The following is a 17,789-nucleotide window of genomic DNA, read 5'->3' as shown; positions in this document are numbered from 1 at the left end:
GTAAATGCAATATATATGCTGAAATTTCATATTTATTTTACCTCCTAAAATTCGCCGTAAGCAATATGCAACTAAGGCATATTTAAGCATATATTAATTTTTTTGATTTATTTTTTTTTAAGTATAAGAAATAAGCCAAAAAGTAGTATAGTTTCACAATCGAGAAAAAATCTCAAAAAATAGACAAAAATGATAAAGGAAGGCGATGACTAGCAAGGGCGAATTTGCGGCGGGACGTGGGCTTTACTACTCGCTATTTTCGCGTTTTTTCGTTTTTAGCCAAGACGCGGATAGATTTGCAGGCGTAAACGCGATGCTAGGCCTTGCCGCAGCGCACGCTCTAAACGAGGAATCGGCCACTGCCATAATGCGCATACAGGCAAAATTCGACGAAAAAAATCCGCAAAATTTAGCGGATGAATTCGATGAAATTTTCCACGCTCTGCCAAGTCCGCTTAGAAACTCGCTGTCCTACTACGACGAGGGCTACGAGGTCGGACACGCCTGCGCAAAAGTGCGTAAAATTTTAGCCCGCACAGACATTAGGCGCGACGAGGCTAAATTTAAAGAAAACGAAGACAACGTGGGCTTCGTGTTTGCGCTAATGAGCGAATTTATAGCACGCGAGGGCAAGCGTGAGCTATACGGCGAGCTTGAGGAGCAGCTTTTTAAAGAGATCATAAACCCAAACATCGACGAGTTTATAGAGAGTCTTTTTAACCACGAAAGCAGCGAAATTTATAAAGACGTCGCAGTGCTTCTGCAAGGATTTATAGAGTTTGAGCGCGTAGTTTTAAGCGCGCCGCGTCCTATAAATCAAGGCAAAAACAAAAAGACTTTGGACGGAGTTTCAAGATCTGAGGCCATAAGAAGACAAAAAAACCGAGTGAGAAAGCTAAAAGCTATGGAGGAAGAAAATGCAAAAAAATAGGCGAGAATTTTTAAAAAAGGCGGGGCTAGTCGGCGCGGTAGCGGCTACGGCCGGAGTAGCGACGGCAGCGGCGTCAAACCTAAAATACGGTAAAAGCAAAAAGACCGAGGTGCTTTATAAAAGAAGCAAAAACTGGGATCTATACTACGAACAAGCAAAATAATAAAATTTAAGAAAGGATAAATATGTCTGAGGCAAATTTACGTCTTATGCCCCACTCAAACGCAGTCGGGCGAAGATCGTTTTTAAAAATGGCCGCGCTAGCGGGCGTAGCGGGCGGCATGAGCGGACTAGCTGCTAGCAGCGTAACTAGAAGCGCCACAAAAGAAGAAATGGCAAATCCGTTTCCAAACTCTAAAATCGTAAAAACCGTTTGTACGGTTTGCTCCGTTGGATGCGGAGTGCGCGCCGAGGTAGAAAACGGCGTTTGGGTACGCCAAGAAGTAGCCCAAGATCACCCGGTAAGCGCTGGCGGCCACTGCTGTAAGGGCAGTGACGTCATCGATATGGTGCGCTCTCACTGCCGCGTAAAATACCCGATGAAAAAAGTAGGCGGCAAATGGAAACGCATCAGCTACAAAGAGGCTCTTGATGAAATCGGCGCCAAACTAAAAGCGTATCGCGAAAAAAATCCAGAGCAAGTAATGTTTCTAGGCTCTGCAAAAGATTGCAACGAACAAAGCTATTATATAAGCAAATTCGTAGCGATGTTCGGGACTAATAACCTAGATCACCAAGCACGTCTTTGACACAGCTCTACAGTCGCCGGTGTGGCGAATACTTGGGGTTACGGAGCTATGACCAATCATCTTGGAGATATCCAAAACGCGAAGTCTATCTTTATAGTGGGCGCAAATCCGGCGGTAAATCACCCAGTCGGCTTTAGACATTTTCTAAAAGCGAAGGAAAATAACGGCGCAAAGCTAATCGTGGTCGATCCAAGATACACGAGAACTGCGGCTAAGGCTGATTATTTTGCTCAAATTCGCACCGGCACGGATATACCTTTTATGTACGGCATGATGAATATCATCTTTCAAAACGGCTGGGAAGATAAGGAATTTATAAACGACCGCGTCTACGGTATGGATCTGATCCGCGAAGAGGCTGCCAAATGGACGCCTGAAGTCGTGGCCGATGTTTGCGGGATCAAAAAAGAGACGCTTCTTGAGATAACCGAAGTTTACGCTAAAAATCGCCCGGGATCGGTCGTTTGGGCGATGGGTCTAACTCAGCACACAATAGGCAGCTCAAATACCCGTATCGCTCCGATCCTGCAACTAGTGCTAGGAAATATGGGCGTTAGCGGCGGCGGCTGTAATATCCTTCGCGGCCACGACAATGTTCAAGGCGCGACGGATATGGCGAATTTGCCGACCGAGCTACCTGGATACTATCCAAAAAACGAAGCCAACTGGAAATACTTCGCTAAGATGTGGAAGGTCGATTTTGAATGGCTCCAAAAGAATTTCGTTAAGCCTGAAATGATGTTTAAGCCCGGATTTACGCTATCAAAATGGTGGGCGGGCGTGCTTGACGGTAAAAACGACAACGAAGCCGTAGATAATGCCGGCGACAGTATAAAAGCCTTAGTAGTGATCGGCAACGGTATCACCTCTACCGCGCAACAAGTAAAAGTAAAAGAGGGCCTAGACGCGCTTGAGCTTTTGGTTCTAGTAGATCCTTTCGTAAACGATGCCGGCGTGATAACGGACAAAAAAGACGACGTCTACATACTGCCTGCGGCGACGCAGTTTGAAACCAGCGGTACGGTTGTAGCGACAAACCGCAGCGGCCAGTGGAGAAGCCAGGTCGTAGAGCCTCTCTTTGAGAGTATGCCGGATCACGAAATTTTGTTTGAGCTTGCCAAAAGGCTAGGCTACTATGACGAGCTAACGCGCACGATCAGAGACGCCGAAGGTAAGATCGAGTGGCCTGAAGTCGCTACGCGCGAGATCGCAAATATAGTTAAAACTATCGGCATGACGGGCTGGACTCCGGAAAGGCTCAAAAAGCACCAAGAAAACTGGGATAAATTTGACGAAAAAACAAGTCTAGGGAAACCGGGCACCGTAGTCGAAGGCGAATACTACGGCTTGCCGTGGCCGTGCTGGACTGAGGATCATCCGGGTAGCCCGATACTTTACGATATAAACAAGTCCGTTAGGCAAGGCGGCATGGGTTTTAGAAACCGCTTCGGCTTAGAGCATAACGGAGTTAGCCAATTAGCTGCAGACGGTAGCGCGCCAGTAGATTCGTTTGTCAAGGGCGGATATCCGGAGATCAAAAAAGATAACATCGAAAAGGTGCTAGGCATCACGCTAAGCGAGGATGAAAAGGCTAAAATAGGCGGCAGCTGGATACATGACGATAGTAATATCATCGCTAAAAAATGCATGGAGAAAAATATCGCTCCGTACGGCAATGCGCGAGCTAGGACGATCGTTTGGACTTTTGCGGATCAAATTCCTCTTCACAGAGAGCCGTTGCATACGCCTAGATTCGATCTGGCGCAAAAGTATCCGAGCTTTGAGGATAAGAAACTTCAAAACCGCGTCGATACGAAATTTAAATCCGTCCAGCTAGCAAAGGACTACTCAAAAGAGTTTCCTATTATCCTCACGACGGCTCGCCTCGTAAATTTTAGCGGCGCGGGCATGGAGACGAGAGCTAGTATGTATCTAAGCCGCCTAACGCCTGAGATGTTTGCTGATATCCACCCTGGGCTTGCGGCTAAATACGGCATTAAAAACTGGGATTTCATCTGGGTTCATTCGCCTGAAGGTACTAAGGTTAAGGTGCGCGCCAGAGTGGTACCGTCCGTTAAACCCGACACCATCTTTATGCCATTTCATTATGCGGGTTATATGCAAGGCGTTGATATGACGGGTAATTTCCCGGAAGGCACCAAGCCTTATGCGGTAGGCGAGAGCGCAAATACCGTCACTAACTACGGATATGATATAAACACTCAGATTCCTGAAACCAAAAGCGGTCTATGCCGCATAGAAAAGGCGTAAAATGAGCGAATTTAACGATAACAATAGACTTAAATTTTACTGCGACGATGATAGATGTATCGACTGTAACGGCTGTGCGGTGGCTTGCGACGAGGCTCACGAGCTGCCTCTTGGCATCCGCCGCCGCCGCGTCATCACGCTAAACGAAGGCGTACCCGGTAAGGAAATATCAACCTCGATAGCCTGCATGCACTGCGAGGACGCTCCGTGCTCGCTGGTTTGCCCGGTTGATTGCTTTTATATCAGGAGCGATGGTATCGTGCTACACGACAAAGATATCTGCATCGGCTGCGGATACTGTCTATACGCGTGTCCGTTCGGCGCGCCTCAGTTTCCGCGCGAGGGAGTGTTTGGAGCCAAAGGTTCGATGGATAAGTGCACGATGTGCGCAGGCGGTCCGCTACCGACGAATAGCGAAGCCGAGCGCGAAGAGTACGGCCAGGATAGAATTTCCGAAGGAAAGGTGCCGGTTTGTGCGGCTATGTGCTCTACAAAGGCGCTGCTAGTAGGCGAATCAGCGATGATAGAGAAGATCTACGGCGATAGAGTCAAGGCTCGCGGCTACGGCTTTAAAGACCTAAAACAAACTCCGACCTGGAAGCTCGCCTACTATGCTGGCGATAGGCTTAAGATAAAATCTTAAAATTTAGCTCACTCTCGCCGAGATTGCAGGGGTGAGCAATCTCATCAAATTTGACGCGTTTTGTCTGCGTCAAATTTGACTCACACTTCTTTAGCTTTATTAAATTTTTTACGCGTTAGTTTGTCAAATTTGAATACGGGTAAATTTAAAATAAAATGGATAAATTTAAGTATAAAAGGGCGGTCTCCCGCCCTAAATTTACGCTCTAACAGGAGACAAATACGGATTTGCCGAGTGCATCGACATCTCGTTTTGCTCTCTAAATTTGATAAACTCATCTTCGCTTAGACGTCTGATATTTGCTATCGTCATCTTTAGCGGTGTGATGCCTGAGAGCGGATCTGGGTCGCCGGCGTTTGCTAGCTCGTTACCGTCGGCCTCGCTATAGTGGAAGGTCGTAAATATCGTGCCTTCTTTTAGATCCGGATTTACGCGCAGTTTGGCCGCGATCTGGCCGCGTTTGTTTTGCACGAGCGCGTAGCAGCCTTCCTCTAGCTCTCTCTCGCGAGCGATATCCGGGCTCACCTCTATGAGCGCGCCCTCGATGCCCGCACCGTATTCAAGAGCCGGACACTCTCTAGTCATCGTGCCGGTGTGGTAGTGATAGACCTTGCGTCCGGTCGTAAATAGGCACGGATATACCTCATCAGGCACCTCGCTAAGCGCGCCGCTACCGACGGGGTAACCCTCCGGGATATTCATCTTGGCTCTAAATTCGGCCTCAGCCTTTGCGCGTCCCTCTTTATCATCTACGTAAAGTACCGGCGCGAAGCGGAATTTGCCGCCAGGCAGCATGGACTTGTGATCGGAGTAAAGCACCGGCGTACCCGGATGCTCCTCGTCCGGGCATGGCCAGCTGATACCTCCTAGTTTGCCTAGTCTATAGTAGCTGATACCGCCGAAAAATTTAGGCATAAGCTCCCTTAGCTCGTTCCAAATTTGCTCAGGGCTCGCAAAATCAAACCCCTCTATCCCCATGCGGTTTGCGATGTTGCAAACGACCTTCCAATCAGGCTCCACGCCGCTAACGGGTTCGCTAGCCTTGCGAGTGCGTTGAACGCGGCGAGAGGTGTTGATAAAGGTTCCGTCCTTTTCGCCCCAGCCCGCGGCAGGTAGCACCACATCGGCCTTATGCGCGCTCTCTGTAAAGAAAAGATCCTGCACGATAAAGCAGTCTAGATGATGCACGGCGTGGGCGAAGTGCTCAGTCCAAGGATCGCTCATTACGGGGTTTTCGCCGTAGACGTAGAGGACTTTTAGCTCGCCGCTATCCATTTTATCCGGCGCTTGCGTTAGCTTAAAGCCCGGAACCGGATTTAGCTCAAAGTGCCATACTTTGCGCGCTTGCTCCTGTGCATAAGGGCTATTTACCGCGCCGGCCGGGATGACGTTAGGCAGCGCGCCCATGTCGCATGCGCCTTGGACGTTGTTTTGACCGCGTAGAGGATTTACGCCAGCACCCTTTTTGCCTAAATTTCCGGTTAAAACGGCTAAATTTGATAGCGAAAATACGTTTGACGTTCCGTCGCTAAACTGCGTGATACCCATCGTGTAGCAAATTGCCGCCGCGCCTGCTTTAGCATACATCCTAGCTGCCTCTATGACAAGCTCTTTTTTTATACCGGTTTCGCGCTCGAAACGCTCAGGCGTGAAGTCCTTAACCGCTTCTTTTAGATATTCAAATCCCTCGGAGTACTTCTCGATAAATTCGCTATCTTGCAAATTTTCGGCGATTATGACATGCATCATCGTATTTAGCGTTTTGATATTCGCTCCGATCGGGATTTGCAAGAAAATATCGGCTTTTTTGGCCATATCGGTGCGCTTTGGATCTACGACGATCATCTTCGCGCCTCGCTGAAGGCCGCGCTGCATCTGCATAGCGATGATCGGGTGACACTCGCTCGTGTTGGTACCGATGAGTAAAAATACGTCCGTGTCGGTCGCAAATTCGACCAAATCGTTCGTCATCGTTCCGTTTCCTAGCGTGCTGGCAAGACCTGCCACTGTAGGAGCGTGTCAAAGACGGGCGCAGTGATCGACGTTGTTGCTGCCCTGGGCGCGGAAAAATTTCTGGAAAATGTAGTTATCTTCGTTATTTGAGCGCGCAGAGCTAAAGCCCATGATCGAGCTTGGGCCGTATTTTTCGACGGTGGATTTAAATTTATCCGCGAGGAAATCATAAACCTCCTCAAAACTCACTTCTTCAAGCTCGCCGTGCTTGTCGTAGACGCCGTTTAGCTTTCTCATCATCGGTCGGCTTAAGCGTTTAGGAGAGTTTACAAACTCCCATCCGAACATTCCTTTTAAGCAAAGCTCGCCGTCGTTTACGTGGTGGTCTTTGCTAGGTTTGGCATCTACGATTCTACCGTTTCGCACGATAAGATCGATGCCGCAGCCCGTACCGCAATATGGACAGGTGGTCTTTACGATCTCTTCCATTTTTGCTCCTTTCTAGTATTACTGAAAATTATGAGATTATTATACAACTGCAAATATAAATTTAGTTTTAAAATTAGTATATTTCTTTAAGAATTATTTAAGTAATATGTAAATTTAGAATATTCCTTTTTTGGCTAAATTTGCCTTTAAAATCGTATTTTGAAAGCAAAAATCACATATTAGTCATTTTGATAAAATTTGTCCTACCGGTACCCACTCTATAACAATCTATTAAAGATTTCTTGCTGCCGATAACTTGCTTATATCTCCATCCCATCCCTACTATACTTGTCTTTTATCTCATTTTTATCTCCGTCGACTCATCATCTAGCAGCTTATTAACATTCGGTATTAAATTACTTATTTTTGAGATAAAACCAATGACCTTCGTTTTAAAGTTTTCTAATATAGTTAACTTATCCTGTAAATTTTCTATCGTTTCGTCTTTAACCTTTGCTTCTTCTTTCGGCTCCGATATTTTTCGGCATTATGTAGTATCCGCACAAATTCATTTTTTTATTAAATCTAAATAATGTTCGCAAATTTTAGTGTTTTTATATAATTTTCCATAAAATCCCAATCTGGCTCAAAATCGGTTTCGTTTATTTTTATGGCTGGCAACAAAATGTTTGTTTTTAGGAGCCTATCGCCTGTCCAACTTCTACCGTATGAAAATTTATTTCTTTCTAAGTCTAATATAGTGGTTAAAAACAATCCATTATATTTATTTAGGCGTTCACTGTATCCACAGGAAGTCTTTCCACTCATTCCGATAAAATCATATCCTTGATACAGCGAGTAGCCTGCGCTTCCTTGCTCAAGTTGTATAAATAAATACAATTGCCCCTTGAAATGTATTCTTTATTGTCATTAAGCGACCACATAAATTCGTATCCGTTTGATTCTTTTTTTGCGGCTATATACGCAACGTCTCCCCCCCCCTCTATTAAATTATTAGTATTATCTCCTTTTGTTGATTCAATTTTAAATAAAGTTCCCAATTCAAAATACTTCCAATTAGAAATATTTAAATTTTTATTTATTTTTTGCATCTTAGGTGCAGTATTGCTCAGATTTGCTTTTCCTAATTTTACGACGAAAGACGCACATTCTCTTACGGTTTTTTCAAAATTCTTTATTGATATACTAGAATAGTTTATTTTCATATATGCTTCAGCCAACCATTCGTCATTTGCATTTATTGTTTTTAAAACAGGGATTCCGTCTTTTTCAATTTTGTTACGATAAAGATTAAGCCATTCTTTCTCCGTTTCAGCCCAAGAGCCCTCAGCCTTCTCTACTCTACCTAAATTTTTTCTTTTTTGAAAAGCATCATCTTTATAATATCCAAAAAATGTTTTATGGGTGTCAGAATGCCTAACACCCAATTCAAAAACCATACAATACGCTACTGAAGAAGAACCGGGATGAAAGACATCCGAAGGCAAAGAAAATACTGCTAAAAGAGTGTGTTCTTTCAGCATTTTTTCTTTATAATTTTTGGCTCTCTTTAACTTAAGCTCACGCAAAGGAGCATTAAGTTACGATGAGTTCGATGAAAAACAAATATATAATCCGTTCCCGAATTTCAGAGAAGAAATTTAGAGAAATTCTAAAGTACTTCGCGGAAGATATAGAAGCATCAAAGATATCGAATTTAACTAAAATTTCAGAAGCAACCCTATATAAAATCTTTAGAGAAATAAGAAATCTTATGTCTAAAGAGAGTGAGAAGATATCTAAGTTTTCAGGCGAGATAGAGATTGACGAAAGCTACTTTGGAGCTAAGAGAGTAAGAGGTCTTGTGCTTGCGTTCTCTTTGAGAAAAGAGGCAGAAACGCGGCAAATAAAACACCGGTGTTCGAAAAGTTAAAGCGTGACGGTAAGGTCTATACCCAAATAGTTAAAAACTGTTCTGCTAATGAACTGATATCGATATTATCGGAGTTTAGCGATCTGGACGAGAGCATTATTTACTCTGATTATTGGAAGGCTTATGATGGCTTTGTTGATTACGGAGTCAAAGCGCATTATAGAGTGAAGCACTCTAAAAATGAATTAGCAAATGGTAAAAATCATATCAACGGTATAGAAAACTTTTGTGGATATGCCAAACATAGATTATCTAAATTTAAAGGCATTAAGAAAGAGAATTTCTTGCTTCGTCTTAAAGAGTGCGAATTTAGATATAATACTAAAACTACACAGGAAAACTTATCAAAAACTATTAAAATTGATAAGAGAGAATCCGCTTAAGTTTAATTGAGCCTTTAATTTTTTAGCTCTTGCTTGTCGTTAAACTCTTTTTCGTCTTGGTGCATTTGTTTTAAATTTTTATGTCTTGCCTTGCTGCCTATTTCGCCTCTTAGAGCGATGCCGTCAAATGCTATACCGCCCATTTCTTGCATGCTTCTGCCGAATTTACTCGTATTTCCTTTTCCGTCGAATCTTAAATTTCTATGTTCTTTAAAGAGATAATTCGTAAAAATCAGTTGATAGTGTTTAGTCTTTTCGTCGTTGTGCTCGCTAATCAATAAACACTTTACGCCGTATTTTGCACAGTATGATCTCGCAAATTTAAGGACTCTGTCAAGCGAAACTTGGGCGTTGATAAAATTTGTCTCGGTTTGGCTTAAACCTTCTTTGGGCTCTTTATTCCGATCGGTACCGAAACTGATGACTATTTCGGAAAATCCGACCATATTTTCACGCCAATGATTCTTTACCGCCTTGCCGTTTTTATAAATTTTAGTTTGGACTTCGTAGTCGGCTTTCATTTTTTCGTGATATTCTCTCAAAAACGCTTTTATGTATTTCTTATCGTTAAATTCTTTATCTCCGGCTGCGATCTCTCGCATATTGCCGTTATCGTTATATTCGCTAAGCACTATGTATCTATTATTTCGGCTGTTACCTCTAAGATATCCGATTTTAGAGGCATGCCTAGCCTCTCTAACATTGTGCTCATATCTTGTTGCAGCCTTCTTTAAGGTTAAAAACTCGCTTCTTACACAAAGAACCATGTTGTATCCGCCTATTTGAAGGGCATTACTCATTTTTGATCCTTTTCTTTATTATCTACTATAGAAATTAAGAGCATGTTTTAACCCTTTTTTGAAAAATATAAGCTGTAATATCGGTTATCGCAAACGCCATGCGAGAATTCTTTGCATCTCCCATTTTGATATAACGTGGAATATCTCTGCTCTGCGATATACGAAGATCAAGAGTAGATACACCGATGTCAAGAGCCCATGCGGTTTGCTTTCTGTCTAAAACCACTTTTCCTTTATATTGGCTAGATATGTGCTCAAGAAGCGTTTTGTACCCTACGTCGTTATATATAGTTCATTAAGCATATTATTTTTCTCCTTCTGCTTAGTTCTTACATAACTAATTACAGCAACTTTTCGTTTACTTTTGCATTTTTGAATGATTTTTAAGTAATTTTCAAAAATTTTAATACCCTATGGTTCCTTAGGGTATTTTAGAGTAATTGAGAGTAAAAAATTATTTTCGTATTTTTAAAAACAAAAATAAAGTATCTTAGATTAACTTAGAAAGCTTGGTAAGAAATTGGAATATTAAAAAATTTCGGGAACAAATAAGGAACCAATTTAATAAACCAATAAAGCTTAAAGCTCTTGAAATATCGGTAAAATCGGGGCTTAAAATGGATTTTTGGGTATATATGGCTCCGGATGCTGGGTTCGAACCAGCGACCAAGTGATTAACAGTCACCTACTCTACCGCTGAGCTAATCCGGAACACTTGAAAAGAGCTCGTATTATAGACGAAAAGATATGTTTTGTCAATAAATTTTAGCTTAATTTATAAAAAATTGTACAGAGCCCAATAAATTTTTATAAAAGGCTAAAACTAGCCTTTTATAAATCCACTTGCAATAACCTTATCGCCATCATACATAACACAAAGCTGACCTTGCGCCACACCAAGCGCATTTTGATTTAGCGTTAGTTTCGCTGTTTTATTCTCTTTATCAACCTCAACAAAAGCATCAAGTTTAGGGCTTCTATATCTTATCTTAGTTTCGCACTCAAATTTATCTTTATCTATAAACAAATTTACGTTTTCAAGCTCGACTACCTTTTGAGCCAAATCATCTTTTGTCCCAACAATGATCTCGTTTTTATCGGCATTTATTTTTATAACGAAATGTGGCTCATGAGCACCAAAAACCTCAAAACCACGGCGCTTACCGATAGTATAGTGCATATAACCTTGGTGGCGACCGATTATTTTGCCGTCTTTATCAACTACGTTTCCTGGCAAATTTGTATTGTAATGCTTATTTAAAACCTCGATGTAAGTATCTTCCACAAAGCAAATTTCACTACTTTCTGCCTGCGTAGCAAATTCTTCAAGCACTTTTACACTTCTTGCAAGCTCTTTTATATCTTTTTTAAATTTATCCCCAAGCGGAAAAATAACATCTTTTAATATCTCTTTTGGCACTTGGGCTAAAAAGTAGCTTTGATCCTTGCTAGGATCTTTTGCACATGTGATAAATCCATCAATAACTTGCACATAATGCCCAGTAGCAAGCTTCTCGCAGCCATTTGCCTTTGCAAAATCAAGCAACGCACCAAGCTTTATAAATTTATTGCACAAAGCACAAGGATTTGGCGTCTTGCCCTCTTTATAGAGCTTCACAAAAGGATCATAGACAAACTCATTAAATTTATCCTGCAGATCCAAAATATGCACCTTTATGCCAAGATACTCGCCTACTTTTTTCACTTTTCTGATATTTTCTTCGTGATATCCTGGTTTTTGATGTAGCATCATATAGCAGCCTTGCACTTCATGACCAGCTTCTTGCAGAAATTTAGCCGTCATAGTGCTATCTACACCACCGCTCATTGCGACCATTATTTTCATATTTTTTACCTCTTTGAAATTTAAAAGCGGATATTTTATATCTTATTTTTAAATAGTCAAAATTTCGTTTGCGATAAGCTCTAAATCATCGGTGATTTTGTATAAATTTATATCTTCTTTTTTTATTGTTTTTTGGCTAACTAGCGTATTTTTTATAAACTCATCAAGCCCTTGCCAAAATTCACTCCCAAAAAGAAAAATTTTTACTTTTTTACTACCAACTTGAGCAAGTACTAAAATTTCAAAAAGTTCATCAAGAGTGCCAAAGCCACCTGGAAAGACGACAAATGCGACTGAACGATCGGTAAGTGCAAATTTTCTTGGGCTTAAATTTGAAAAGAGATATTTTGCTGTGACGTAAGGGTTTGTATTTTGTTCAAACGGAAGTCTCACATTTAGGGCTATGCTTGGCGATTTTGCACTATCAAATGCACCCTTGTTTGCGGCTCTCATTATGCCATCTCCACCACCAGTTAAGATGGCATATCCTAGCTCGTTTAGCTTATAAGCTAGTTCATAAGCCTTTTTGCAGTAGAAATTTTCTTCATCAAATCTAGCCGAGCCAAAGAAGGTAACATTTTTATTTTTATATTTTAAGACGTTTGGAAAATTTAAAAGATCGCTAACTAAATCATTATTCATTATTTTAACTGTTGAAGCCTCTCACGTTTTGAGCCTATCTGAGTGATCTGGATGCCGAAATTTCCGTCTATTATCACCACTTCGCCAAGAGCTATTACCTTATCACCGATCAAAATTTCAAGCGGATCGTTTGCTAATTGGTTTAACTCGATAACTGAGCCAATATCCATAGTAAGCACATCTTTTAAAAGCATTCTTTTTGAGCCGATACGAACACGAATAGGCAGTCTAACGTCCATTATAAGACCGATATTTCTCATCTCTTCAACGCTAAAATCGCCCTTAGCTACGTGAGGAGTGCTCGCTGGTGCAGCTGGTGCTTCGGTCTTTGTTGGCTCAAAAAATTTCATTAGCGAATGATCGCAAGCAAAACCGATATGCTCGCTTAAATCTTCGATTTTGACATTAAATAAAAATAGCTTTTCATAAACACTAAAATCAAGCGAAGAATTTTCATCTAAAAAATTTACATTTATTACTTCAAAATTTATCTTTGGCATGCCCTTTTGAGCACCCAAAGATGTACTAAAGGCACTAAAAAGGTTTGAAAATATCTCTTTTGCAGCGTCAAGCTCATCACTGCCTAAATTTTCATTCTTTGAAATTTCCTCTTCGCCCATCATCCATTCGCTAATGGCACTTATTAAAACCGGAGTGCATACAACCTCAGCTTTAGCATTAATATCTCCGCTTAAAGCAACGCTAGCCATTACCACTGGAGGCTTTATACCGTTTTGTGTTGGTGCGTCAAATTCGTTTCTCTCACCAACTTCCGGAGCTCTACCTGTAAGCCCTTCGATCGTAGCTTTTAATTCATTGGAAAATATATTAAAAAAATCATTCATCATCTTCGTCGCTCTCTTCTTCTTCCATATTGCGTTCGTTGGCTTCATAAGCCATTAGTTTTGCTTTTCTCTCTTCTTCGTATTTTTCTAAGATATTTTTGATCTCATCTTTATCGGAGCGTATTAACTGCTCAATTCTTATAGATTTTCTAAATCTATGAAGCCCAACTTCAGCTAAGAAAACTTCTTTTTTATCGATACAAACGATCGCCTTATCATCAGCTCCTCTATCAAGCCTTAAAATATCACCTTCTTTTAAATTTAAAAACTCATTTACGCTAATGATCGATTTGCCAAGTATAGCTTCATATAAAATTTCTGCTCGTCCAATAAGTGTTTTTAGCTCTTTGTTTCTACTTTTTTTTGCACTCGTTTCACCAAGCATAATGTCCCTGTTTGCAAGGCGTGAGAGTATCGGTTCAAGATAGATAACCGGATAGCATAAATTTATCATACCGCTTGAGCCGCCAACTATGATCTCCATAACGACCATAATAACAATCTCATTTTGAGAGACGATCTGTACGACATTTGGACTGCTCTCTTTGGCTTCCACATTTGGGTACATATCAGTTATCATTGACCAGCTCTCTTTAAGACGCTGCATGATCATTCTAAGCACCGCATCAAGCAAATTTACTTCAATGTCGGTTAGTTCTCTATTTGCTTCAAAATTTTCACCAGTTCCGCCAAGCAAACGATCTATCATCGGAAAAGCAATACTTGGATTTATCTCTAAAACACAGTTTCCATCAAGTGGCTTTATAGAAAAGACATTAAAGCTCGTTGGACTTGGCAAACTCATCAAAAATTCGCCATAAGTCATTTGATCAACACTGTGAAGTCTGATCTCGACGATACTTCTCATAACACTAGAAATTTGACTAGCTAAATTTCTAGCAAGCTTATCATGAATGCCTTTTATGGCACGGAGTTGCTCTTTACTAACGCGGTTTGGACGCTTAAAATCATAAATAACAATCTGCTTTTGTTCGCCTTGCGATCTCTCTTCGACCTCGATATTACTCGTATCGCCGTCTTCATCGACAACTTCAAGTAGCGCGTCTATCTCTTCTTGACTTAAAATATCAGCCATTAAACCCCCAAGCTACGCCTGATACGATCAAGCAAACGTTTATGAATTTGTGAAATTCTACTCTCGCTGATATTCATGATCTGGCTTATCTCTTTTAAATTTAGCTCTTCATAATAATAAAGCTGAACCAACATCTGATCTCTTTCGTCAAAATCTTTTAAAGCTTCTTCTATTTTTAAAATGAGATCCTCTCTCTCAATGCTTTTCTCGACGTCATTTTGACCAATTAGCTCCATTTGCTCGTCTATTGGCAAAATAGTAATGATACCGCTAACGCCTCTTGCCTCTCTTATCTTCTCAATATCTTCATTAAGCTTTTCGGCCAAATACTCATCGCTTGGCTCTTCTTCATACTCATTGAAATAATTATCTATCTCACTATTTATACTCTTTACGAGTTTTCTATCGCTTCTACTAACAACATCAAGCGTCCTTAGATAATCAAGCATAGAGCCATAAATTCTCTTTTTGCCATAACCCCAAAAAGAGTCATTTTGCTCCTTGTCATACTTCCTGCTAAGTTTTATCATCTCTTCAACGCCAATGCTTATTAGGTCATTTGTATCTATGCTTGACGGTAGCCTCTCTTTAAGCCTAAACGCCATTGCACGCAGTGCTGGCATATATTTTAAGACGATTTCGTCTTGTTCTTTTTTTATCGTGTTTTTATAAGCGTTAAGCTGCTTTTGCTTTAACTCGTGCATTTCGTTTACCAGAATCAAAATTTTCAGCAGTCATTTTTACCATGATATTTTCCATACGCTTTTCTCTAGTATTTAGCTCAGAGATGAGATAGTCTGCGATCTCTTCATGTTTTTGTTTGTCAAAAATTTTAGTTAAAGCCCTTTTCACATCGATGTAGTTCATGATAACAATATGAATTATAAGATAAAAAAACAAAGTAATAACTAGTGTATAAACAAGCATTTCGATAGGCTCACTCACCTTTAGCAAGGTAAAAACTATACCTACAAAAAAACCACAAACCGTAAAAAATGCTATAAAATTTTCTGCACGCAAAGCTCAATCTCCATCAAAATTGTTCTATCAAACGCTTAAAGAAGCCCCCAAAGCTCCTGCTTTGCTCATCGTTAAGCACTTTTCGTTCCAACCTATAAAGTAAATTCGAAGCTATCTGTTTTATCTGAGCACTAGGCTCAGCATAAGCAGCGTCGTCCGTAAAAAGCGTTCGTTGTTTTATACTTCTTGAAACATTCTTATCAGAAGCCACAAATCCTATAAGCTCTAAATTTAAGCTAGACCCGATATTTGCATTAGCAACGCGTTTGATATTTTCATAAATTCTAGTCGCTTCTGCTTCATTTTTCACCATATTTAAAAGCAAAAGCTCACTATTTTTAAACCTTGAGACGATCTTTATGACAGCGTATGCATCAGTTATCGCCGCAGGATCAGGCACAGTTACCACCACGACCTCATCGGCCGCTTCTAAAAATAGCTGTGTGCTACCGCCTATGCCAGCTCCAGTATCAATGATCAAAAAATCAAGCTCATCAAGCTCGCTCGCCTCGTCTAAAAACCTCTCAAATAAAAATTGATTGTTAAATTTTAAAATTTCATCGCCGCTTTCGCCAGGGATAAGGATCAAATTTTTATTTATAGGTATCAAGATGTCTTTTAGGCTGCACTCGCCTTTTAGCACGTGAAGTAAATTTTTACCCATTTTTACATTTAAGATGACATCAAGGTTTGCAAGGCCGATGTCAGCATCAAAAAGCCCTACTTTGTAGCCATTTTTTGATAAAACATTTGCTAAATTTGCACTTATCGTGCTCTTACCAACACCACCTTTACCGCTAGTTATCGCAATAAAATGTGTATTTTTGCTCTTGCTTTGAGACTGGACTAAATTTTGTAATTTTTGCGCTTGATTATTCATCGCTAGCCTTTTGCTTTGTAAAGCCGTCAAACACGCACTCTACTAAAAATTCGCTCTTTGCCTCCACAAGATCATCAGGCACCTCTTGACCCACGCTAAAGTAGCTAACTGGCGTATTTGTCTCATATATCAGCGAAAAGACGTTGCCAAAAATTTTTGTCTCATCAAATTTGGTGATTATCAGCGTGTCAATATCCAAAAATGAAAATCCATTATAAATTTCTATTAGATCTTCAACCTTTGATCCAGCCGAAAGGACCAAATTTACATCAATCTTTGCGCCGCTATGCTTTAAAAATTTATCAAGCCTTTCGAGCTTTTCTTTGTCATACTGCGAATTTCCAGTCGTATCAATAAGTATCACATCACAATAATTAAGCTGCTTTATAGCATTTTGAAAGTCATCTATCTCGATAACATCGAGTATAGGTAGCTTCATCATCTTTGCATACTGAAATAACTGCTCAACCGCTCCGATACGGTACGTATCAAGCGTGATGATACCTGTTTTATAGCGCTTTTCATTGCCGTAAGCAAAACGAGCAGCTAGCTTTGCTAGTGTCGTAGTCTTACCAACTCCAGTTGGGCCAACTAGCATCATAATACGTTGTTTTTTATCGTTTGGCTCTTTTCTGCAAGGCAGCATATTTCGCAAAAGCGAATAGAAGTACCTTTTTACCGCGGTTGGATTACTCTTCATCGAAACTGGCAAATTTTCAAGAGTAGTTTGCATGATAGCCTCTAAATGCTCATCTTTCATGCCGCTTTGTTTTGCGAGCTTGTAGATGCTGGCAAATTCCGGCGGGATGGATAGATTGTTACGATTTGGGGCTTTTTCGTCCCAGATCATGTCGGTTATGAGCCCTATTTTTTCGCTTAGCACGCTTACTTGCTTTGCTACGTCATCTATTTTTTTATTCATGCCACTTGGCATGCTTGACTCTCTATCTTTTACATCATCGATATTTACATTTGCGATTGTACTTATCTCTTTTGCAGCAGCTGAGATATTTAAAAGCACACTCTCATTTGGGTCATAAGGCTCAGGTGATGCTGTCTTTGCCTCAAATTTAGCAGGCTCCTCTTTTATCTCAAATTTTGGTTTTGGCGGCTCGTAGTTTTTGCTAAATTTAGAGTAGGCATTCTCGTAGTTTATGGCTTTTGCATTTGGCTTTGGAGGCTGTTTTATGTCGTCTTCTTCAACGCTTACCAAAATCTCATAAAGCGGCTTTTTGTTTATCGTTTTGGCTTGAATTTGCTTTGTGGTAACGAGTATGGCCTTTTCGCCGCACGCTTCTTGAGCCTTTTTCAAAGCCTCGATGGTGCTCTCGCCTGTAAAAGTATGAAATTTTGTAGCCATTTATATCC

General features: G+C 40.8%; 18 protein-coding genes, 1 tRNA gene and 2 pseudogenes. 6 read left to right on the top strand and 15 right to left on the bottom strand.

What is annotated here, in order from left to right:
- Nucleotides 1-205: 205 nt before the first annotated feature.
- The 5 genes from A3835_03120 to A3835_03100 are packed head-to-tail and all read left to right on the top strand — an operon-like array spanning nt 206 to nt 4,594.
- Entirely contained in the window at nt 206-931 is a 726-nt protein-coding gene (locus A3835_03120) for a formate dehydrogenase (GenBank protein ID ORI08543.1), read from the top strand.
- Nucleotides 918-1,094: a Tat pathway signal protein gene (locus A3835_03115; GenBank protein ID ORI08542.1), complete on the top strand. Its 177-nt coding sequence runs from the start codon at nt 918-920 to the stop codon at nt 1,092-1,094. Before A3835_03120 ends, A3835_03115 begins: the two co-directional genes overlap by 14 nt.
- A 22-nt stretch (nt 1,095-1,116) precedes the next feature.
- Nucleotides 1,117-1,680: a formate dehydrogenase gene (locus tag A3835_03110; GenBank protein ID ORI08541.1), complete on the top strand. Its 564-nt coding sequence runs from the start codon at nt 1,117-1,119 to the stop codon at nt 1,678-1,680.
- A 48-nt stretch (nt 1,681-1,728) separates the two neighbouring features.
- On the top strand, nt 1,729-3,951 hold the full coding sequence (locus A3835_03105; GenBank protein ID ORI08540.1) for a formate dehydrogenase: 2,223 nt from the start codon (nt 1,729-1,731) through the stop codon (nt 3,949-3,951).
- Nucleotide 3,952: 1 nt separating this feature from the next.
- Nucleotides 3,953-4,594, top strand: coding sequence for a formate dehydrogenase (locus tag A3835_03100; GenBank protein ORI08539.1), 642 nt, complete (start codon nt 3,953-3,955; stop codon nt 4,592-4,594).
- Nucleotides 4,595-4,792: 198 nt separating this feature from the next.
- Here the strand turns inward: A3835_03100 and A3835_03095 are convergent, their stop codons facing one another.
- The 4 genes from A3835_03095 to A3835_03080 form a co-directional block, all read right to left on the bottom strand.
- On the bottom strand, nt 4,793-6,565 hold the full coding sequence (locus tag A3835_03095) for a formate dehydrogenase (GenBank protein ID ORI08538.1): 1,773 nt from the start codon (nt 6,563-6,565) through the stop codon (nt 4,793-4,795).
- Between the two features lie 48 nt (nt 6,566-6,613).
- Nucleotides 6,614-7,036 (bottom strand): spermidine/putrescine ABC transporter substrate-binding protein, encoded by a 423-nt coding sequence (locus A3835_03090; protein ID ORI08537.1) that lies wholly within the window; start codon nt 7,034-7,036, stop codon nt 6,614-6,616.
- 525 nt (nt 7,037-7,561) lie between these two features.
- Nucleotides 7,562-7,804: a hypothetical protein gene (locus A3835_03085; GenBank protein ID ORI08536.1), complete on the bottom strand. Its 243-nt coding sequence runs from the start codon at nt 7,802-7,804 to the stop codon at nt 7,562-7,564.
- Entirely contained in the window at nt 7,801-8,520 is a 720-nt protein-coding gene (locus tag A3835_03080) for a hypothetical protein (GenBank protein ORI08535.1), read from the bottom strand. The genes A3835_03085 and A3835_03080 overlap by 4 nt, the downstream gene beginning before the upstream one ends.
- A 71-nt stretch (nt 8,521-8,591) precedes the next feature.
- Between A3835_03080 and A3835_03075 the strand changes: the two are divergent.
- Nucleotides 8,592-9,302: pseudogene (locus A3835_03075) on the top strand (transposase).
- A gap of 16 nt (nt 9,303-9,318) precedes the next feature.
- Here the strand turns inward: A3835_03075 and A3835_03070 are convergent.
- The 11 genes and pseudogenes from A3835_03070 to A3835_03020 all read right to left on the bottom strand — a co-directional run bounded on the left by A3835_03070 (nt 9,319) and on the right by A3835_03020 (nt 17,781).
- Nucleotides 9,319-10,092: pseudogene (locus tag A3835_03070) on the bottom strand (hypothetical protein).
- Nucleotides 10,093-10,126: 34 nt separating this feature from the next.
- Nucleotides 10,127-10,318 carry a hypothetical protein gene (locus A3835_03065; GenBank protein ORI08534.1) on the bottom strand — a complete coding sequence of 64 codons (192 nt, stop codon included), beginning with the start codon at nt 10,316-10,318 and terminating at the stop codon, nt 10,127-10,129.
- A 410-nt stretch (nt 10,319-10,728) separates the two neighbouring features.
- A tRNA-Asn gene (locus tag A3835_03060) sits at nt 10,729-10,803 on the bottom strand.
- Between the two features lie 112 nt (nt 10,804-10,915).
- A complete protein-coding gene (locus A3835_03055; protein ID ORI08533.1) occupies nt 10,916-11,938 on the bottom strand; it encodes a tRNA 2-thiouridine(34) synthase MnmA in 1,023 nt (340 codons plus the stop codon).
- Between the two features lie 48 nt (nt 11,939-11,986).
- Nucleotides 11,987-12,580, bottom strand: a complete 594-nt coding sequence (locus tag A3835_03050; GenBank protein ORI08532.1) for a TIGR00730 family Rossman fold protein — start codon at nt 12,578-12,580, stop codon at nt 11,987-11,989.
- On the bottom strand, nt 12,580-13,428 hold the full coding sequence (locus tag A3835_03045; protein ORI08531.1) for a flagellar motor switch protein FliY: 849 nt from the start codon (nt 13,426-13,428) through the stop codon (nt 12,580-12,582). Before A3835_03045 ends, A3835_03050 begins: the two co-directional genes overlap by 1 nt.
- Nucleotides 13,418-14,521, bottom strand: a complete 1,104-nt coding sequence (locus A3835_03040) for a flagellar motor switch protein FliM (GenBank protein ORI08530.1) — start codon at nt 14,519-14,521, stop codon at nt 13,418-13,420. The genes A3835_03045 and A3835_03040 overlap by 11 nt, the downstream gene beginning before the upstream one ends.
- The gene (locus tag A3835_03035) at nt 14,521-15,225 is read right to left on the bottom strand and encodes an RNA polymerase sigma factor FliA (protein ID ORI08529.1); all 705 of its coding nucleotides are present in this window, start codon (nt 15,223-15,225) and stop codon (nt 14,521-14,523) included. The genes A3835_03040 and A3835_03035 overlap by 1 nt, the downstream gene beginning before the upstream one ends.
- Nucleotides 15,197-15,541, bottom strand: a complete 345-nt coding sequence (locus A3835_03030; GenBank protein ORI08528.1) for a hypothetical protein — start codon at nt 15,539-15,541, stop codon at nt 15,197-15,199. The genes A3835_03035 and A3835_03030 overlap by 29 nt, the downstream gene beginning before the upstream one ends.
- Before the next feature lie 13 nt (nt 15,542-15,554).
- The gene (locus A3835_03025) at nt 15,555-16,421 is read right to left on the bottom strand and encodes an ATP-binding protein (GenBank protein ID ORI08527.1); all 867 of its coding nucleotides are present in this window, start codon (nt 16,419-16,421) and stop codon (nt 15,555-15,557) included.
- Nucleotides 16,414-17,781, bottom strand: a complete 1,368-nt coding sequence (locus A3835_03020) for a flagellar biosynthesis protein FlhF (protein ORI08526.1) — start codon at nt 17,779-17,781, stop codon at nt 16,414-16,416. The genes A3835_03025 and A3835_03020 overlap by 8 nt, the downstream gene beginning before the upstream one ends.
- Nucleotides 17,782-17,789 lie beyond the last annotated feature (8 nt).

Source organism: Campylobacter concisus, from assembly GCA_002092835.1.
Lineage (GTDB): Bacteria > Campylobacterota > Campylobacteria > Campylobacterales > Campylobacteraceae > Campylobacter_A > Campylobacter_A concisus_K.
Note: the sequence above shows the minus strand (reverse complement) of the source record. Positions and strands in the feature narration are given on the sequence as shown.

Bases quoted from the DNA above. Each gene is read 5' to 3' on its own strand.
- A3835_03105 (ORI08540.1), top strand. From the start codon at position 1,729: ATGACCAATCATCTTGGAGATATCCAAAACGCGAAGTCTATCTTTATA.
- A3835_03050 (ORI08532.1), bottom strand. From the start codon at position 12,580: ATGAATAATGATTTAGTTAGCGATCTTTTAAATTTTCCAAACGTCTTA.
- A3835_03090 (ORI08537.1), bottom strand. From the start codon at position 7,036: ATGGAAGAGATCGTAAAGACCACCTGTCCATATTGCGGTACGGGCTGC.
- A3835_03055 (ORI08533.1), bottom strand. From the start codon at position 11,938: ATGAAAATAATGGTCGCAATGAGCGGTGGTGTAGATAGCACTATGACG.
- A3835_03035 (ORI08529.1), bottom strand. From the start codon at position 15,225: ATGCACGAGTTAAAGCAAAAGCAGCTTAACGCTTATAAAAACACGATA.
- A3835_03040 (ORI08530.1), bottom strand. From the start codon at position 14,521: ATGGCTGATATTTTAAGTCAAGAAGAGATAGACGCGCTACTTGAAGTT.
- A3835_03045 (ORI08531.1), bottom strand. From the start codon at position 13,428: ATGATGAATGATTTTTTTAATATATTTTCCAATGAATTAAAAGCTACG.
- A3835_03100 (ORI08539.1), top strand. From the start codon at position 3,953: ATGAGCGAATTTAACGATAACAATAGACTTAAATTTTACTGCGACGAT.
- A3835_03025 (ORI08527.1), bottom strand. From the start codon at position 16,421: ATGAATAATCAAGCGCAAAAATTACAAAATTTAGTCCAGTCTCAAAGC.
- A3835_03110 (ORI08541.1), top strand. From the start codon at position 1,117: ATGTCTGAGGCAAATTTACGTCTTATGCCCCACTCAAACGCAGTCGGG.
- A3835_03095 (ORI08538.1), bottom strand. From the start codon at position 6,565: ATGACGAACGATTTGGTCGAATTTGCGACCGACACGGACGTATTTTTA.
- A3835_03020 (ORI08526.1), bottom strand. From the start codon at position 17,781: ATGGCTACAAAATTTCATACTTTTACAGGCGAGAGCACCATCGAGGCT.
- A3835_03115 (ORI08542.1), top strand. From the start codon at position 918: ATGCAAAAAAATAGGCGAGAATTTTTAAAAAAGGCGGGGCTAGTCGGC.
- A3835_03085 (ORI08536.1), bottom strand. From the start codon at position 7,804: ATGAGTGGAAAGACTTCCTGTGGATACAGTGAACGCCTAAATAAATAT.
- A3835_03120 (ORI08543.1), top strand. From the start codon at position 206: ATGACTAGCAAGGGCGAATTTGCGGCGGGACGTGGGCTTTACTACTCG.
- A3835_03080 (ORI08535.1), bottom strand. From the start codon at position 8,520: ATGCTGAAAGAACACACTCTTTTAGCAGTATTTTCTTTGCCTTCGGAT.